This is a genomic window from Caballeronia sp. PC1, from assembly GCF_021353155.1.
GTDB lineage: Bacteria > Pseudomonadota > Gammaproteobacteria > Burkholderiales > Burkholderiaceae > Caballeronia > Caballeronia cordobensis.
In genome coordinates this window covers 97,187-113,526 of sequence record NZ_JAJUBH010000006.1, presented here as the reverse complement: position 1 = coordinate 113,526, position 16,340 = coordinate 97,187, and the positions used below count along the sequence as shown (strand labels likewise).

At 57.4% G+C, this 16,340-nt stretch carries 14 protein-coding genes and 1 pseudogene; 2 read left to right on the top strand and 13 right to left on the bottom strand.

What is annotated here, in order from left to right:
* Nucleotides 1-7: 7 nt before the first annotated feature.
* The gene (locus tag LY284_RS38145; protein ID WP_233392420.1) at nt 8-2,026 is read left to right on the top strand and encodes an LssY C-terminal domain-containing protein; all 2,019 of its coding nucleotides are present in this window, start codon (nt 8-10) and stop codon (nt 2,024-2,026) included.
* A 118-nt stretch (nt 2,027-2,144) separates the two neighbouring features.
* Here the strand turns inward: LY284_RS38145 and LY284_RS38140 are convergent.
* The 5 genes and pseudogenes from LY284_RS38140 to LY284_RS38120 form a co-directional block, all read right to left on the bottom strand.
* Nucleotides 2,145-2,510: pseudogene (locus tag LY284_RS38140) on the bottom strand (DUF1259 domain-containing protein); the annotation flags it as partial.
* A gap of 780 nt (nt 2,511-3,290) precedes the next feature.
* Nucleotides 3,291-4,316 carry a hypothetical protein gene (locus tag LY284_RS38135; protein ID WP_233392418.1) on the bottom strand — a complete coding sequence of 342 codons (1,026 nt, stop codon included), beginning with the start codon at nt 4,314-4,316 and terminating at the stop codon, nt 3,291-3,293.
* A 161-nt stretch (nt 4,317-4,477) separates the two neighbouring features.
* On the bottom strand, nt 4,478-5,479 hold the full coding sequence (locus LY284_RS38130) for a hypothetical protein (RefSeq protein ID WP_233392417.1): 1,002 nt from the start codon (nt 5,477-5,479) through the stop codon (nt 4,478-4,480).
* Between the two features lie 775 nt (nt 5,480-6,254).
* Complete coding sequence (locus tag LY284_RS38125) at nt 6,255-7,481, bottom strand: hypothetical protein (protein ID WP_233392415.1); 1,227 nt, start codon at nt 7,479-7,481, stop codon at nt 6,255-6,257.
* Between the two features lie 28 nt (nt 7,482-7,509).
* Nucleotides 7,510-7,950: a hypothetical protein gene (locus LY284_RS38120; protein ID WP_233392413.1), complete on the bottom strand. Its 441-nt coding sequence runs from the start codon at nt 7,948-7,950 to the stop codon at nt 7,510-7,512.
* Between the two features lie 314 nt (nt 7,951-8,264).
* Between LY284_RS38120 and LY284_RS38115 the strand changes: the two genes are divergently transcribed.
* Complete coding sequence (locus LY284_RS38115) at nt 8,265-9,977, top strand: alpha/beta fold hydrolase (protein ID WP_233392410.1); 1,713 nt, start codon at nt 8,265-8,267, stop codon at nt 9,975-9,977.
* 292 nt (nt 9,978-10,269) lie between these two features.
* On the opposite strand, the gene LY284_RS38110 is transcribed toward LY284_RS38115, so the two are convergent.
* The 8 genes from LY284_RS38110 to LY284_RS38080 all read right to left on the bottom strand — a co-directional run bounded on the left by LY284_RS38110 (nt 10,270) and on the right by LY284_RS38080 (nt 16,335).
* Entirely contained in the window at nt 10,270-11,289 is a 1,020-nt protein-coding gene (locus LY284_RS38110; RefSeq protein WP_233392408.1) for an ATPase, T2SS/T4P/T4SS family, read from the bottom strand.
* Nucleotides 11,276-12,436: a type IV secretion system protein VirB10 gene (gene virB10 / locus LY284_RS38105; RefSeq protein ID WP_233392406.1), complete on the bottom strand. Its 1,161-nt coding sequence runs from the start codon at nt 12,434-12,436 to the stop codon at nt 11,276-11,278. Before virB10 ends, LY284_RS38110 begins: the two co-directional genes overlap by 14 nt.
* Nucleotides 12,433-13,320 (bottom strand): TrbG/VirB9 family P-type conjugative transfer protein, encoded by an 888-nt coding sequence (locus LY284_RS38100; RefSeq protein ID WP_233392403.1) that lies wholly within the window; start codon nt 13,318-13,320, stop codon nt 12,433-12,435. Before LY284_RS38100 ends, virB10 begins: the two co-directional genes overlap by 4 nt.
* A complete protein-coding gene (locus LY284_RS38095) occupies nt 13,320-14,063 on the bottom strand; it encodes a virB8 family protein (protein WP_233392402.1) in 744 nt (247 codons plus the stop codon). Before LY284_RS38095 ends, LY284_RS38100 begins: the two co-directional genes overlap by 1 nt.
* Nucleotides 14,063-14,260, bottom strand: a complete 198-nt coding sequence (locus LY284_RS39495; RefSeq protein ID WP_375294358.1) for a hypothetical protein — start codon at nt 14,258-14,260, stop codon at nt 14,063-14,065. Before LY284_RS39495 ends, LY284_RS38095 begins: the two co-directional genes overlap by 1 nt.
* Nucleotides 14,261-14,348: 88 nt before the next feature.
* The gene (locus LY284_RS38090; RefSeq protein WP_233392400.1) at nt 14,349-15,389 is read right to left on the bottom strand and encodes a type IV secretion system protein; all 1,041 of its coding nucleotides are present in this window, start codon (nt 15,387-15,389) and stop codon (nt 14,349-14,351) included.
* A gap of 10 nt (nt 15,390-15,399) precedes the next feature.
* On the bottom strand, nt 15,400-15,618 hold the full coding sequence (locus LY284_RS38085; RefSeq protein WP_233392398.1) for an EexN family lipoprotein: 219 nt from the start codon (nt 15,616-15,618) through the stop codon (nt 15,400-15,402).
* A gap of 21 nt (nt 15,619-15,639) precedes the next feature.
* A complete protein-coding gene (locus tag LY284_RS38080; RefSeq protein WP_233392396.1) occupies nt 15,640-16,335 on the bottom strand; it encodes a type IV secretion system protein in 696 nt (231 codons plus the stop codon).
* Nucleotides 16,336-16,340 lie beyond the last annotated feature (5 nt).

The following is a 16,340-nucleotide window of genomic DNA, read 5'->3' as shown; positions in this document are numbered from 1 at the left end:
AGCGGCCATGTCCATCCACGCATTGCTCATGTCGTTCGGTGAACGTCCGCATCTGGTGCTCGCCGTGGTGTTCGCTGCGGCATGCACGGAGTCGATTGCAGCGATAGGGACGTTCGTGCCGGCCGGGGTCGTGATGTTCGCCGCGGGCGCGCTGATCGGCGCCGGCGCGGTGGACGGCTGGATCATGATCGGCGTGGCTACGCTGGGCGCCATCGCCGGCGACGGCCTGAGCTACGAACTGGGGCGGCGTTATCACACCCAGGTCGGCGCCTGGTCGCGATCGCACGGCCATGAGGCCGCCTGGTTACGCGGCGAACAGTTCGTCGCGCGGCACGGTGGCAAGAGCATCGTGTTCGCCCGATTCTTCGCTCCGGTGCGGGCGATCGTGCCGTTGGTGGTAGGCACGGCCCGGATGGCTCGCGCGAAGTTCTATCCGATCAATGTGGTCTCGGCGCTCGCCTGGGCGCCCACGCATATCGCCCGGTGGATCCTGTTCGGCGCATCCGCGTCCCTGGCCGAAGCCGTGAGCGCGCGCCTAGCCGCGATCTTCGTTATTTTGGCTCTGCTTCTCTGGCTCATCGTGCGTCTCGTCAGGCTGATGGTCGAGCGAGGCCTTCCGATGACAAAACGCGTCGCGGCGCGAGTGACGCGGCACTGGGCCCGCCGCCTTCCGTGGTTGGGAACACAGTTGCGGAAGATCGTCGATCTCGATTCGCCCGAGTTCCCCACGTTGGCGGCGCTGGTGCTGCTTTTTATCGGAAGCGTGTGGCTCTTTGGCGGTGTGCTTCAGGACGTAGTCGCCAATGATCCACTGATGCGGGCCGACACAGCGCTCTACGCTTTCCTGCAGTCACTCCACATCGCGCCGATCGACTCGCTGATGACCGGTCTGTCCGCGTTGAATGACCGCTCGGTGGTCTACGCAGTTTCAGCTGTCGTGCTTGTTTGGCTGATATGGAAGCGAAGCTGGAAGTCCGCGGTTTGGTGGATCGCCGTGGTTGGTGCGGGGGTCGTGCTGTCGCCGTTTCTCGGGTTCAATTTCAAGTCCACGCGGCCTGTCGACTGGATTCCCGGTACCCCTCACACCCCGCTGCCCGACGGCCGCGCAGCGTTCAGTCTGCTGATCTTTGCCTTCGCCGGCTGGCTGTTATGTCGCCAGCAAACCTTGCGCTGGCGTGCAGGCGTCGCCACGGCGGTTGCACTATGGATCGTCATGGGCTCCATAGCCGATCTCTATCTCGGCCGGGCCTGGCTTTCCGGACTTCTCGGCGGCTGGGCGCTCGGGCTCGCGTGGCTTTCACTGTTTGCCGGCACCTACACCTCCTGGCATGTGGACGACGATCTGTCTCCCAAGGCGATGGCGCTGCTGATCACCGGAACGCTCGCGGTTGCCGGAGCGGGGTATCTTTCCGGCCACACGCAACCCGTTAAGGCGGGTGGTTCACCGATCGCGCGGCTTGCCCTGAGTTTGTCCGTCGGGCAATGGCTCGACAATGGCTGGCAACTACTGCCGGCACGGCGCATGGAAGTCGGCGGTGATGAGGAAGAACCGTTACCGCTACAGTGGGCGGCAAGCAATGATGCAATCATCGGCGCACTAAAGCAGGCCGGCTGGCAGCCCGCTGTCGCCTGGACGGCGCGCTCGGCACTCGGCTGGTTGCTGTCACAGCCACAAGTCGACCAGTTGCCGGTGCTGCCCAAATACTCGGCGGGCGAACCCTCGCAGCTTGCTCTCGTGCGGACCGATCCCGACTCATCGCGCAGCCGTCTGGTGCTACGCCTTTGGCGTTCACACTTCATCATTCGCGACGCAAGTGACCGCGCGCCGCTGTGGTACGGTGCTCTGTATCGGGAGACTCTTTATCGCCCGGCGCACGTAGTCACGATCGAGGAAACAAAAAATGTATTAGATCCATCGATCATCATCGCGTTGCTCGGTCTTCGGCGGCAGACTGTCATGCGCTCGACCACTGTCGATCGGGTGGTCCGTGACGTTGTACTTGTCCCACCCGAGTCCACGCGATGATTCGGGCGATCAGGGAATCGGGACTATTCGCTGAGGCCGGCGTCAACAACCGATGAACTGTTTGCTTTTATTGAGTAAATTTGATGCCTTCCACGGCCTGACAGACGGGCCGGTTGACTTCGAGCAGCTCGGAGCTGATGCTGCCCGGATTGGCGATCTGACCGGGAAAGACGCTTTCGGGACCGGCGTGCGCGGATCGGACCTCCGCGATTCGGTCGTAGACCTTTTTGACGCCCTGTGCGAGCTTGGTGGCGTCGCCGTGACCGCCGATATGCATGAATAACACCTTTGGCTGATCAAAAAGAAGTGATTGTGAAATGCGGTCACTTGGAGGCCGGCATCGAGTGCAGTGCTCATCACCGGATTGACTTCGTCCTGGAATAAGGCGGTGTCGCCCATCATCACGCTAGCCATGAATTTTCACGTCATTACGCGGGTTGGAGACCTTGAACACGCCCTCGTGTTTGGAATGGATCACTTCCAGGACGGCAGACAGCAACTATTTGATTCAATGACAAATGTTTATGGGGCCGGACCGCAAAGTCCCGCCGCGCCTAGAGCGTTCTAACCCGGAAATTGCACGGAAATCAAGGGCACCCCAAGCCCGGGTGCCGTACGACCGCTGTTTGACATAAAAGGAATTAGCGATATTTGTTAGACATCCTAATGTCTTCCAGGTGCGATTGATCGTCGGGGTCGCTTTCGGCCTCGACGTAACTTAACCCTCAGCTCCTATGCTGACTTACGGTGCCGCTTCGCCGCGGCCTTCGACCGGAAGTCACGTCCCGGATCTTGAGTTAACGAATGAGTCATGTCGACCCACACCCGTCCTTCGACCTGGCGCGAGCGCTGCGGCAGCTTCCCAACAGGAACGGCCATTCGATCAGCCATATCGGCCGGCCAGGCTCCGTCGTTTTTAGACGCGTAGCATCTTCATCCGCGAGCCCGAAGGCCCGAAGGCCCGAAGCCGCGAAGCCGCGAAGACGGCCTATGCTTCGTGGCAGTAGACGGCACCGGAGAGAACGGTGCGCGTGATAACGACGGCCCCGCTCTCTCGATGGGCCGGCCGCCGTCCTTGTCGCGGCGGGGATCGGTCCCGCCATGTGTAACGGTGGCTGTCATGCCTATAGGAAGACCGCGATGCTCTGCACCGGAAGAGACGCGGCACATTCAGCGAGCTAGAGAAACCGGCTATCGCGGCATCCTGTTTGAGGCGTCCACGGCGGCGGACTAGCGGCTCCCTCCTCGGTTCTGCCGTCAACGGCTATTGTGCGGTTGTTACTCGAGCATCCGCCCGATACCACCGGGCGGCTCCATCCGGTGGAGGGGAATTAAGCCGCGCTAGGAAGTCAGAATCACAGCCATCTCGGTCGAACAACGAGCGTTTGATGAGTTCGGTCTTACCGGCGTGCGTCACTAGCACACGGCAAGCGTAGTCGGTATTCAAGTTCGGCGGATTCCCAGTGATTTGCCCGCGCTCCATGCGAAGACAACGGTCCTCGACAAACTTTGATTTTGCCTTGAGTATGTATCCATCGCTGCACCATGGCGGCCCATACCGGCGCTCGAGTGCGATAACGGTATAGTCGCTTTGTGGGGAGAGGCTGACGGCGCTATCAACGACTCTCTGGGCGTTGACAGAAACTTCTTGCGGACTTGCAGGCCGTTCACAGCATTGCTCGGCTAAAGTTCCGTTAAGCGATTTCTCGACGACGGTTTTATCAAGCCTCTCGAAAACCGGCGCCGTCGTCCCGACGTAGGTCAAGACAATGGCCGGAATGATAGACGTTTTTATTAGCGCGTCTGACTTCCATCCCACCGTCCAGGTGTCGTGGAAAATGGCCATGGCTTGCATGCCGGGAATCTTTGAGACACCCACCATTGCTGGATTTGATTCGTTGAAGAATGCAGTGTTGTCCTTGAGACCAACCGCAGGAATCCTCGGATCAACCTTGGCCATATCGACTACAAAATTCCCTTTTTCATCCGTTCCGAGGACCGCGCCCTCGGGCAGCGGTACGCAGTGGGTTGCGGTGGCGCTGATGCAATAGGCTTCAGTCCCCTCGGACGCTCTCGGATCTAACTTATGCTGCGTGTACTCCTTGAAGCCGTCCTGGACGACAACCATCGCGCCCGCAAGCAAGAACGCTTCCTTGACTGCTTTTTCGTCGCCACCCGCAGCCGCGACGGCTAGACCGCCAATTGCCGCTGTTACCACTGCCTTACGACGTCCCCGCTCTCTCGATGGGCCGGCCGCCGTCCTTGTCGCGGCGGGGATCGGTCCCGCCATGTGTAACGGTGGCTGTCATGCCTATAGGAAGACCGCGATGCTCTGCACCGGAAGAGACGCGGCACATTCAGCGAGCTAGAGAAACCGGCTATCGCGGCATCCTGTTTGAGGCGTCCACGGCGGCGGACTAGCGGCTCCCTCCTCGGTTCTGCCGTCAACGGCTATTGTGCGGTTGTTACTCGAGCATCCGCCCGATACCACCGGGCGGCTCCATCCGGTGGAGGGGAATTAAGCCGCGCTAGGAAGTCAGAATCACAGCCATCTCGGTCGAACAACGAGCGTTTGATGAGTTCGGTCTTACCGGCGTGCGTCACTAGCACACGGCAAGCGTAGTCGGTATTCAAGTTCGGCGGATTCCCAGTGATTTGCCCGCGCTCCATGCGAAGACAACGGTCCTCGACAAACTTTGATTTTGCCTTGAGTATGTATCCATCGCTGCACCATGGCGGCCCATACCGGCGCTCGAGTGCGATAACGGTGTAGTCGCTTTGTGGGGAGAGGCTGACGGCGCTATCAACGACTCTCTGGGCGTTGACAGAAACTTCTTGCGGACTTGCAGGCCGTTCACAGCATTGCTCGGCTAAAGTTCCGTTAAGCGATTTCTCGACGACGGTTTTATCAAGCCTCTCGAAAACCGGCGCCGTCGTCCCGACGTAGGTCAAGACAATGGCCGGAATGATAGACGTTTTTATTAGCGCGTCTGACTTCCATCCCACCGTCCAGGTGTCGTGGAAAATGGCCATGGCTTGCATGCCGGGAATCTTTGAGACACCCACCATTGCTGGATTTGATTCGTTGAAGAATGCAGTGTTGTCCTTGAGACCAACCGCAGGAATCCTCGGATCAACCTTGGCCATATCGACTACAAAATTCCCTTTTTCATCCGTTCCGAGGACCGCGCCCTCGGGCAGCGGTACGCAGTGGGTTGCGGTGGCGCTGATGCAATAGGCTTCAGTCCCCTCGGACGCTCTCGGATCTAACTTATGCTGCGTGTACTCCTTGAAGCCGTCCTGGACGACAACCATCGCGCCCGCAAGCAAGAACGCTTCCTTGACTGCTTTTTCGTCGCCACCCGCAGCCGCGACGGCTAGACCGCCAATTGCCGCTGTTACCACTGCCTTTTTCGCGCTGTCGGGAATTGCTGCGGCCCCACCGTAGGCCATAGCGGTAGCCCCTGAAAGAATGCCCACACGAAGTGCGAGACTTGGATCTCCTGTTTGATGGTACGCGAGCCAAGTGGCGTATGCTGCCGCCCCGCCGGGGCCATAAGTGCTGGCCGCGATTTGTCCGACACCTCGCAGATAGGCGCTCTGAATTAGCGATATTTGTTAGACATCCTAATGTCTTCCAGGTGCGATTGATCGTCGGGGTCGCTTTCGGCCTCGACGTAACTTAACCCTCAGCTCCTATGCTGACTTACGGTGCCGCTTCGCCGCGGCCTTCGACCGGAAGTCACGTCCCGGATCTTGAGTTAACGAATGAGTCATGTCGACCCACACCCGTCCTTCGACCTGGCGCGAGCGCTGCGGCAGCTTCCCAACAGGAACGGCCATTCGATCAGCCATATCGGCCGGCCAGGCTCCGTCGTTTTTAGACGCGTAGCATCTTCATCCGCGAGCCCGAAGGCCCGAAGGCCCGAAGCCGCGAAGCCGCGAAGACGGCCTATGCTTCGTGGCAGTAGACGGCACCGGAGAGAACGGTGCGCGTGATAACGACGGCCCCGCTCTCTCGATGGGCCGGCCGCCGTCCTTGTCGCGGCGGGGATCGGTCCCGCCATGTGTAACGGTGGCTGTCATGCCTATAGGAAGACCGCGATGCTCTGCACCGGAAGAGACGCGGCACATTCAGCGAGCTAGAGAAACCGGCTATCGCGGCATCCTGTTTGAGGCGTCCACGGCGGCGGACTAGCGGCTCCCTCCTCGGTTCTGCCGTCAACGGCTATTGTGCGGTTGTTACTCGAGCATCCGCCCGATACCACCGGGCGGCTCCATCCGGTGGAGGGGAATTAAGCCGCGCTAGGAAGTCAGAATCACAGCCATCTCGGTCGAACAACGAGCGTTTGATGAGTTCGGTCTTACCGGCGTGCGTCACTAGCACACGGCAAGCGTAGTCGGTATTCAAGTTCGGCGGATTCCCAGTGATTTGCCCGCGCTCCATGCGAAGACAACGGTCCTCGACAAACTTTGATTTTGCCTTGAGTATGTATCCATCGCTGCACCATGGCGGCCCATACCGGCGCTCGAGTGCGATAACGGTGTAGTCGCTTTGTGGGGAGAGGCTGACGGCGCTATCAACGACTCTCTGGGCGTTGACAGAAACTTCTTGCGGACTTGCAGGCCGTTCACAGCATTGCTCGGCTAAAGTTCCGTTAAGCGATTTCTCGACGACGGTTTTATCAAGCCTCTCGAAAACCGGCGCCGTCGTCCCGACGTAGGTCAAGACAATGGCCGGAATGATAGACGTTTTTATTAGCGCGTCTGACTTCCATCCCACCGTCCAGGTGTCGTGGAAAATGGCCATGGCTTGCATGCCGGGAATCTTTGAGACACCCACCATTGCTGGATTTGATTCGTTGAAGAATGCAGTGTTGTCCTTGAGACCAACCGCAGGAATCCTCGGATCAACCTTGGCCATATCGACTACAAAATTCCCTTTTTCATCCGTTCCGAGGACCGCGCCCTCGGGCAGCGGTACGCAGTGGGTTGCGGTGGCGCTGATGCAATAGGCTTCAGTCCCCTCGGACGCTCTCGGATCTAACTTATGCTGCGTGTACTCCTTGAAGCCGTCCTGGACGACAACCATCGCGCCCGCAAGCAAGAACGCTTCCTTGACTGCTTTTTCGTCGCCACCCGCAGCCGCGACGGCTAGACCGCCAATTGCCGCTGTTACCACTGCCTTTTTCGCGCTGTCGGGAATTGCTGCGGCCCCACCGTAGGCCATAGCGGTAGCCCCTGAAAGAATGCCCACACGAAGTGCGAGACTTGGATCTCCTGTTTGATGGTACGCGAGCCAAGTGGCGTATGCTGCCGCCCCGCCGGGGCCATAAGTGCTGGCCGCGATTTGTCCGACACCTCGCAGATAGGCGCTCTCAAGCACCGCCTCTGACGCGCTGTGCTCAGCGACCTGCACGGGACTCAAGGCCGCATGCCAGATCGCATCTACCACTTTGCCCTCCCGAATTCGCCGTTCAGCATCACGCGCCGTCGGCGAGACCTTTTGCCTCGTTTTCTACCGCATGCTCGATCGCGTGGGCAGTATTACCCAACTCACGCCCGAACCGGCCAAGTTCGGCGTTCGCGTCGTTGCCAGCTTTTTCTACGTTCGCGACCCCGTCCCGAATAGCGATATCCAGCGTATTTGACGTGTCGTCGAAAGCTTTTTCGATGGTCCTGCCTATATCCGAAACTGCTTTCTCGATCGTCGTCGCGACAAGTCTTGGCGCGTCTCCCACCGCTTTGCCGAAGTCCTTGACTGCGGGAGGAAGAACGCACTGGTCTTTCGGCTGACACCAGCAAGCGGTGACGATGCAAAACTCATACTGGCAGTCGGGACACGCTAGCGCGATGAGCGGCGCGAACAATCCCCATAGCAATGACGCAAACCTGATTGCCGTCTTCCTCACTGAGGTCATCATGATTTCCTCAAGAGTCCGGTGAATTTTTGGTCTTCTACGCCCGACTGGATTAGCGTACTCGCTCCTACGGCCATCTATGGCTCGAATATTCGTGCGAAATGTTTTTGTAATTGTTCGTTAGCGAACGGAAAGTAGAAAAAGCGGGGGGTATGACGCTTCCTTTCGGTCAGGCCGATCTGCCTTTCAGGCCTCCTTCTCAGGTTCATCCGGCCAAAGCCTGTCAAAAAGGAGCCATTTGAAAGCTTGTCGCAAAGCATCTATAACGACATGTGTAAGTCTCGTTTAGTTTTACAAAATCCAGGACGGGGGCATCCATGCGACTGGAAAATGCAGTCCCAGAAATCGCCGGCGAGTCTACATCACTCGTCGTGGCTGTTCATGGCTGGACTGCGTCCTCAACAAAGATGCAGGATGTCCGATCGGCGGTAAGGGATGCCATGCCGAATGCGGATCTATTGTTCCCGGATTACCCAGCTGGTTTGTTCTCGAGCGCGGACCCGATCGAGATTACCGAGGCCCTCGTCCGATGTATAGGCGATGCCGTTAAGGCCCGCGAAACTAGGGGCGCTCGATACGAGGCAATTGTTTTGATCGGCCATAGCCTTGGTGCATTGTTAGTGCGTAAGGCGTATGTATTTGCAAGGGGTGAAAATCAGGATCACTCGGGCTATCTGCGTTTAGCGCCGCAGGCATGGGGAGCGTCGGTATCGAGGATCATTCTCTTGGCAGGAACCAACCGAGGGTGGGAACTACGTCAAAAGGCAAGGGATCTGTCCTGGCCGAAGTGGCTTGCCTTCAATACATGCTCGCAACTTTGGCATTGGTTACGGCTTGCCCGTCTAATCAATAGTGTTCGCGAAGGCGCGCCTTTCGTGGCGAATTTGAGAATCCAATGGATCAGTCTCCTGCGGAATCGCTCGTTGTCGCCTCCGGTCCCAATGACAGTGCAACTTCTCGGGACGGTCGACGATATTGTCGACGAACGCGACAACGTCGACATTCAGTGCGGCGCGTCCTTCGTGTATCGGTCGGTGCCCGAAACTGGTCACGCGAACGTCATTGACTTCTCCGGAGCGGCCGGCGCAGTTCGCAAGCAGATATTCCTCGATGCACTACTGACGGACGCAGCGCAAATCGAAAGCGACATGCTTGTCGACTTCAGTTCAGAGCCGGATGTCGCACATGTCGTATTTGTCATGCACGGGATTCGCGACTATGGAAACTGGACGCAAAGACTTGCACCCGTCATATATGAGACGGCTAAACGGATGTCCGCGAATGTCCGCGTCGTCAGTTCTGGGTATGGCTATTTTCCGATCGCCCGCTTCATGCTTCAACCCGAACGCCAAAAAAACGTGCGTTGGTTTATGGACCAATACACGGAGGCACTCGCCAAGTACCCTCAAGCCGCGATGTCTTTTGTCGGGCATAGCAACGGCACGTACTTGCTTGCGAGCGCATTGGCGAGGTATCCGGCGTGCGCATTTGAACGCGCGGTTTTTGCTGGGAGTGTTGTGAACCGAAACTTTCCTTGGAGCAAACATATCGGCGAAAATCGCCTGACCGCCATCCAGAACTTTGTGGCGTCGGCGGACTTGGTAGTCGCAATTTTCCCCGCTATCTTCGAGCGACTGCGTAAATCGAAGTCCGACCTGGGCAGTGCCGGGCACACAGGATTCGCCGAAAGAGATCCGCCTGTGTACGAAGTCACCTATATGCGAGGAGGACACGGTGCGGCAGTAGTCCCCGAAAACTTCGAAACGATCAGTAGATTCGTTCTAGGCGACGAAGCAGCGGCCCCAACGCAGCCACTGCTCATACAAGGCCAAGCCAGTCCGGCAGTCTGGGCGGGGAAGTTCTGCATGGTTTTCGCCTTCGCCGTTATCGCATTTGCGCTAATGCCCATGTGGGCAGTGCCGTTGAGTTCGCACTTCGCCCTTGTTGATTGGCGTTTTACGTGGAGTTCGCTCACCGCCTTTACCGCGGGCTGGCTCCTCGTGGTGTACCTCATCTGCCTATGGATTTGACTTGTACTTACGGAATGACCCGAGCGCCAGGACCGCCGCATGTACGAGCATACGAGCACGACGAACACCCTATAGGTCGTGCATTCACCGCACCGCAGCAACGATCTAGGTGATCGGCGATATTCAGAGGTAAGCGGTCGCTCGAACGTCAGTCTTTGGCAGCGTGCGAATGGCCGAGTGTGGCCGGCCGATCACAGTCGAAGGATCGCGTCCCTCAAATTGCGCTTATGCGCCGACACCATCATGGATGGGAATCGAGCGCACAAAATAGCGCCGCTCCCCGAGCCTCTTTCTACCCTATCAGTTGGCGTCTTCGATACAGTGGATCATAGTAGATCTCTTTCACTTCACGATCTGCCATGTAGATGACGACGTCGACTGTAGTGATCACAGTCTTAAGAATGACGTCGTGATCAACAGTGCGCCCAACGTCCGAGGCCTTTACCAAAGTTGCGATTCGCGCAAATGTTGTCGCGGCATTGTCAGCATGCGTCGAGAAAATACCGCCCGGATGCCCGGTATTCGCGCCCGTCAGGTAATCCCATGCGGCATCGTCACGCAACTCCGTCAAAAAAATCCGATCGGGCGAAAGTCTCATTGCGGCCGTCAGGCATTCTTTGGCGGACACCCTTCCCTCTTGCTTGCCATACATCATGTAACCGACCTCGTACTGATTGTCGGCCTCGACCTCGTGGACGTCTTCTAACAACAGCACGCGCTCGGTCGACGCAACTTCGGCCAGCAGCGTCCGAGTGAGCGTTGATTTCCCGGATCCGGTCTTGCCTGACACGCAGATGTTTTTCCGGTTTCGAACCGCCTCGCGCATAAAGCCGACAACATCTCGACGCTCAAGAAGCGCAAGCAGCTTTTCTTCAACGGCATCAAGTTTCAGCATGTCCTCGATGGTGCGTCGCCTTGCATTTGAAAAGCGACCTTCGTCTTGCAGCTCTTCAAGCCCCTTTCGAAGCTGAAGGTGCTTTCGGAAGCAAATCAGCACGGTACCCTCAAGGACAGCCGGTGGCCGCACGATCACGCCGCGGGTGCCGTTGGGCAACATCACGTCCATGATCGGTGACGGACCCAGGCCGTTATAAGACAGAAGCGTGTTCGTCAGATTGTTGACGTAGGCGGGGGTGATTGCCGGCTCATGGAAGATTTCACGGCCGTCAGTCCGTGCAGCGACGACCTGCCCGAATCTGTTGATTCGAACTTCGAAAACCGCTGGGTCCTCAAGATATGGGAGCAGCGGGGCCAGCGTCATGTTCACCGCATGGTCCGAGGCAATAAAGGACTGTGCTTTATGGAGTGGCATCGCTGTTCAACTCGTACACGTTGCTGAAATCGAGGTCTTGACGCACGAAGATTGCGACATGGTCGCCCTGCTGGTCGTACAGCGTTGGCGGGATGTTGATCGTCGCAGCAAGCGCTTCTCGCGCGAGAGAGTCTGATGTCTGCGAGGTGTTGTCAAAGTTGAGGTTCGTGCCGCCGTTGCTGGCTTTGTTCGCTGCGTACTGAACGCCGGCGTCGCCAAAATCCGAGATCACCGATATCAGAATTGCTGGACCGAATCGCTCCCAAAAATGCGCGTCGACCTGTCCAGGAATGCCTGCGCTACCGAGGGCGTTGGTGCCGGGACTATTCAGATTGATCACCGCTCCGTCTGGGTTCACAAGGCGGGTCCATAATGCAAACACACGCGCTTGCCCGCTCTTGATTCCCCCGCTCGCCTCTCCAACGACGGTCGCACCTTTGTCGATCAAACGCACTTTGTGGTTGAAGGAATACACATCCTGACTGACATGGCACTTGATCTGTCCGGGAACGGTTGTATCCAGCTCGGTCGCAGTCCCACACTGGATCATCGTGCCTGCCGGCACGGTCATGCTCGGGTGCTCGAAGGTGCTCGCCATGACTCGTCCGACGGTGACCCCGGTCATTTTTGATGCGAAGGCTGAGCTGTCGGCGCTTACAGCAGTGGAACTCGTTCCTGCCGAGGTCTTTTGCAGAGGGCTTCCTGTGCTTTGTGGAGCGTCCTGAACTCCGGCAGCGTTCGCATCAAGACGACGCTGATACGCCTTTTCTTCTGGCGTCAACTCGCGCTTGGCGCCTGCCTGACGCGCCGGCAGTGAATGCTGCGGCAGTGGGTCGGATGCGGCGATCGGACTCGCGGCTACAGGTGCCGAGGCAGCACCGCTTGGATCGGTCGAGAAGCTGTACTGCGGCAGCATTCCCGAAGTCTGCTGATTCGCCGGAGCATCCGGTGTCGGGGAAGGGTGCAGCTTTCGAAAAATGATCCACCCGACCAGGACGATTCCGATGATGACCATCAGCGCCACGAACGCGCGCATGCCTTGGACGCGATTCCGCGACGGCACAACCCGGCTGAAGGACTCCCGACCGCCATCGATCTGTTCGCTCGGATCGACGAGCTCATCAATGTTTTGCTCACGTCGGCTCATTCCCTCTCCCCTTTCATTGTCCGCGTGTAGCCCGGCAAGGTCGTCCCGCTGGAAGTTGCTCCGCGCGCCGGGTCGAATCCGCCATTGACGATGCCAACCACCTTCTGCTGTCCGTAACGCACGCGCCATTGCTTGGCGGTTGTCTCGGCAACGATGATGTTGTGGTCGACACCCTCAACGTGCGTGTTGACGGTGCTTTCTTTGCCATCCGAGCTCACGACAAAGATCTCAGGAAGCTCAGCGTTAGCAGGAAATTTGAAGTAGGTGAACCGAAAGTTATCCCATGCATTCATCGGCGCGATCGACGACGACGCAGGGTCGGCAGACATCTCGTAGTCGACGTTGTAAGCTGCGTACGGGTCACCCCGGTTCATTGCCTGCTGTCGTGCGGCCTGTGCGATCGCCGCTTTCGCTTTCGCCAACTCCTGAGCGGGATACAGGTAGTTCAACTCGATGGTCGCCTGTTTCATGGACCACGGGTTGTTAATGAACGCCTGAACCGGTTGACCGTCCGCCCCTTTCTTCACGGCATGGCCGATGAAATGGAGCAGGATGTTGTAGGTGTGCTTGTCAGTTATGATGGTTAGGTTGGTATCGCTGAGGTCTGCAGTTGGGCGCACAAAGAAGTTATTGCCGCTGTGGGTGAACTGCCATGCCTTCGTGTCGCCAAAAGCGTGCGTCACGTACTTTTCTTCGGGTCCGACTGTGATGTGGATTTGCAGGCCAAGCACGGCGTTCAATTGAACCGTATCCCGAGCGTTGTAGACCACGGACTTGATCCGATAGTCGTCAGGCGAGTTCTTCTTCGGTGCGACTGCAAAGGCCGACGAAGACGCGAGCACAGCAGCGGACGCAAAGGCAGTCAGCGCGTATCGGATCATCATCAACCTCCTACCCTGCCGACATTAGTGGGATTTTCGAGATTGGGCCTGAAACTAGTGACCTGAAACCCGGCGGGGTTGATGAATCGTTCTGCAGCGGTCATCGGGCGATGCACGTAGTCATAAGCCAGGGTCGCAATCCAGTACTGCGGAGGCTCGGCGACCGGCCGATCCCGCATACGCTTCGTCGTCGTGTACCGAATCGTAGCGACGCGATGTTTGGTGTCGACAATCACGGAGTTGATATGGACCGACGTGCTTTCCGAGTCACCGAGCACCTTATCCTTAGGTTTAGATCCACGGTATTGCTGCATATAGTCGTCGGCCACCTGACCGACGGCCGTGAGCCGCATAAAGTCGAAATCGGTTTGCCCCGCATAGAAGTCGTAGGCTTCGCGATGAATCACAAACTGTGACACCCAATATTGGTCCGTTGCTTCGTCCATTCCCATGTTCTGAGGGACGATCGACACCTGCGACAGTTCACCGGTCGACTTGTTCAACGTGAGCAAGTACTGCGGTAATGGCTGCGCGTAGCGTAGCATCGTCCCACCGGCCACAATCCACGCCATCAGCGCAAACCCTGCGAAGCCACTGGCGACTTGCCAGGCGCGCTTACGCGACATCAGGACCTCATCGAGCAGATCGATCTCTGCACTCCCTCGCTCTTTTCGATAAGTGTCCATGTCAGCGCGCGTGATCGCCTTACGTTCGGCCCGCGTGATTTTTTGATCTGCGGCGTTCATCAGTTTGCGTCCCCGGCCTTCCATTGCTGAACGGCCGTTTTAGGTGGAAGAATCACCTTACCTTCGAGCTCAACAGGCGTTGCCTTATTGACCGAAACAAGATGCGCCATATCTGGCTCAGGCGGCGGCTTCGGCTTACTTGCGCAACCGCATAGTGTTAGTAGTACATAAAATATAGAAGATAAGAGTGACTTCATAATCGCGCTCTTGGTGGTTATCTTGCAAAACGATAGCAGATCATTGAAATTACAGTTTCAATGATCTATATGCGACAAACTCCGCTCGCTAAGCTGATCGGCGGGATCCGCGGGCTAGACCGTTAGTAGCAGATTGGGACGCTTGAGTCGCTGCTGACGATGTTGCTGCAGAGCTGGAGGACCCTGAGCCGCCGCGACCGGACTGACCCGATGAAGCGGAACTTCCTCCGCGACTCGCGGCCGCACTGCCCTCCATCCCGTCCTTGCTTTGTCGCACGTGCCGGAATATGTCCGCCGCGACGCCCTGTCCCCAGGATGATGCCAAGTGAGGGATTTCTTTCAACACGAACCATGAAATCAAAAGCACTAACGCACAGGTGAGGATCGCTGCCATGATAGGAGATGTGGGGTTATTAGCCGCCGCCGCTCCGATCGCAGCTTTGAAGAAATGCAGCAACAAGCCGAAGACCGCAGAAAACAGAACGGAAACCAGGCCATAGTTGATGACTGACCCCATCCACTTTGTGAAAAGCGTTTTCATGCTCTCGAAGAGCAGCAAGAAGATAAAGATTGGGCCGAAGCAAACAGTGATGCCTAGCATTACCTTCGCCATCAAGATCATGCCAGCGCCAATGCCGCACATCAGGGCCGTTACGAGCAGCACTGTAATGCCGAGAACAAGGCTCGCTAGGTGTGGCCCACTGAGCACACCGGCGTGCTCGAATGCGGTCTTCCCGACAGTTAAACCATTGTCCAAGGCTTGGTCGATCGAATTTGCGATCGAAGTTTGTGCGCTTGCGCCAGATTCTCCGTTGATCACAAGTGCCGATGCGAAATCGTCGGGGAGATGCATGGCAGTCTCGGCAAGCTTTGTCTGATACCAGCCGCCCGCACTCGCGATGCTGATGATGATGGCATATCTCACGAACCTGTTGACTAGAGAACTAAGAGGCTCGCCGTTCGGTCGCCCCATCAGAAACAGTCCTTCGAGCATTAAGGCCATCGTCAGGCCAAGTCCCACAAGCGGCGCAGCGAAGCCGATGACGTTCGACAGATTTGTCGCCACGAACTGGGATACGACCGTATCCATGTAAGTGAAAATTTGCGAGGTAGCGTTGAAAGCCGCCATCACGTCTCTCCTATTTCCCGAACACGTAGACCTGGCTCTCAGCTTCTAAAGCGTTCTGACAGTCAGGAGTGACCTTCTGCGCCGCATCGTTGTTGCATTCGTCCACACGAGCATGACGCTCCTTGTCATGCTGCACATACCAGTCCTTCGTTTGCGGAGGGTGATCGGCGTCTTTGCCGCATGCAGCGAGCATGGAGATCGCCAGGAACAAAAACCCTGCTTTATTCATCGTGAACTCCAGTGTTGAAGCTTAAGGTGTGATCGTCGGAGCGGTATTGTCATCGGAGGCCGTGCCGATGGTATATCGCCGCACAGCTTCGGTTTGCTGCTGTTCAAGGATTTTGTCTTGCGATTTCTGCAGCGACGACATGAGGTTGAGCTTCGTCTGCTCAGCTTCGATCGCACCACGCGCGGTCGAAATGCGCGCCTGCAGATCTGCAATCTGCTTCGGCGTGCTGGTCGCATCGATCTGATTCGTCAGAGATTGAATATTGTTAAGCTCGGCCATCTCATTGTTGTAGGCCTGCTCCCCCATCGCTCGATCAGTCGCGCCCTTAGCTTCGACTTGGCTATTTGCATAGTCAAGCGCATCGCTGCGTCCCATACTATCGATTCGCGATTTGACGGCATTAATGATCTGTGTTGTGCGGGTGTTGTAGCCTGAGGTTCCGCCATTGAGCGCGTCGCCATACACTTGGGACCAGTTAGATGGAAGGTTCGTGCGCAACAACGAGGCGTCTCCCGGTATGAGCGTTCCCAGGCCAGTACTGCCCGTCAGCGCTCGATATTGGGCTACCTGTTGATCGAGCTGGCTTTTCAGCGTTGTCACCTGGTTCACTAGCTGCACTATGGCCATCGGATCTTCAACGAGAACCTGGGATTGCGCCGTCATCGGCATGAAGATCGCGTTCAAGGCGAACGCAACACCACATAGGGAGCGTTTCATGAACC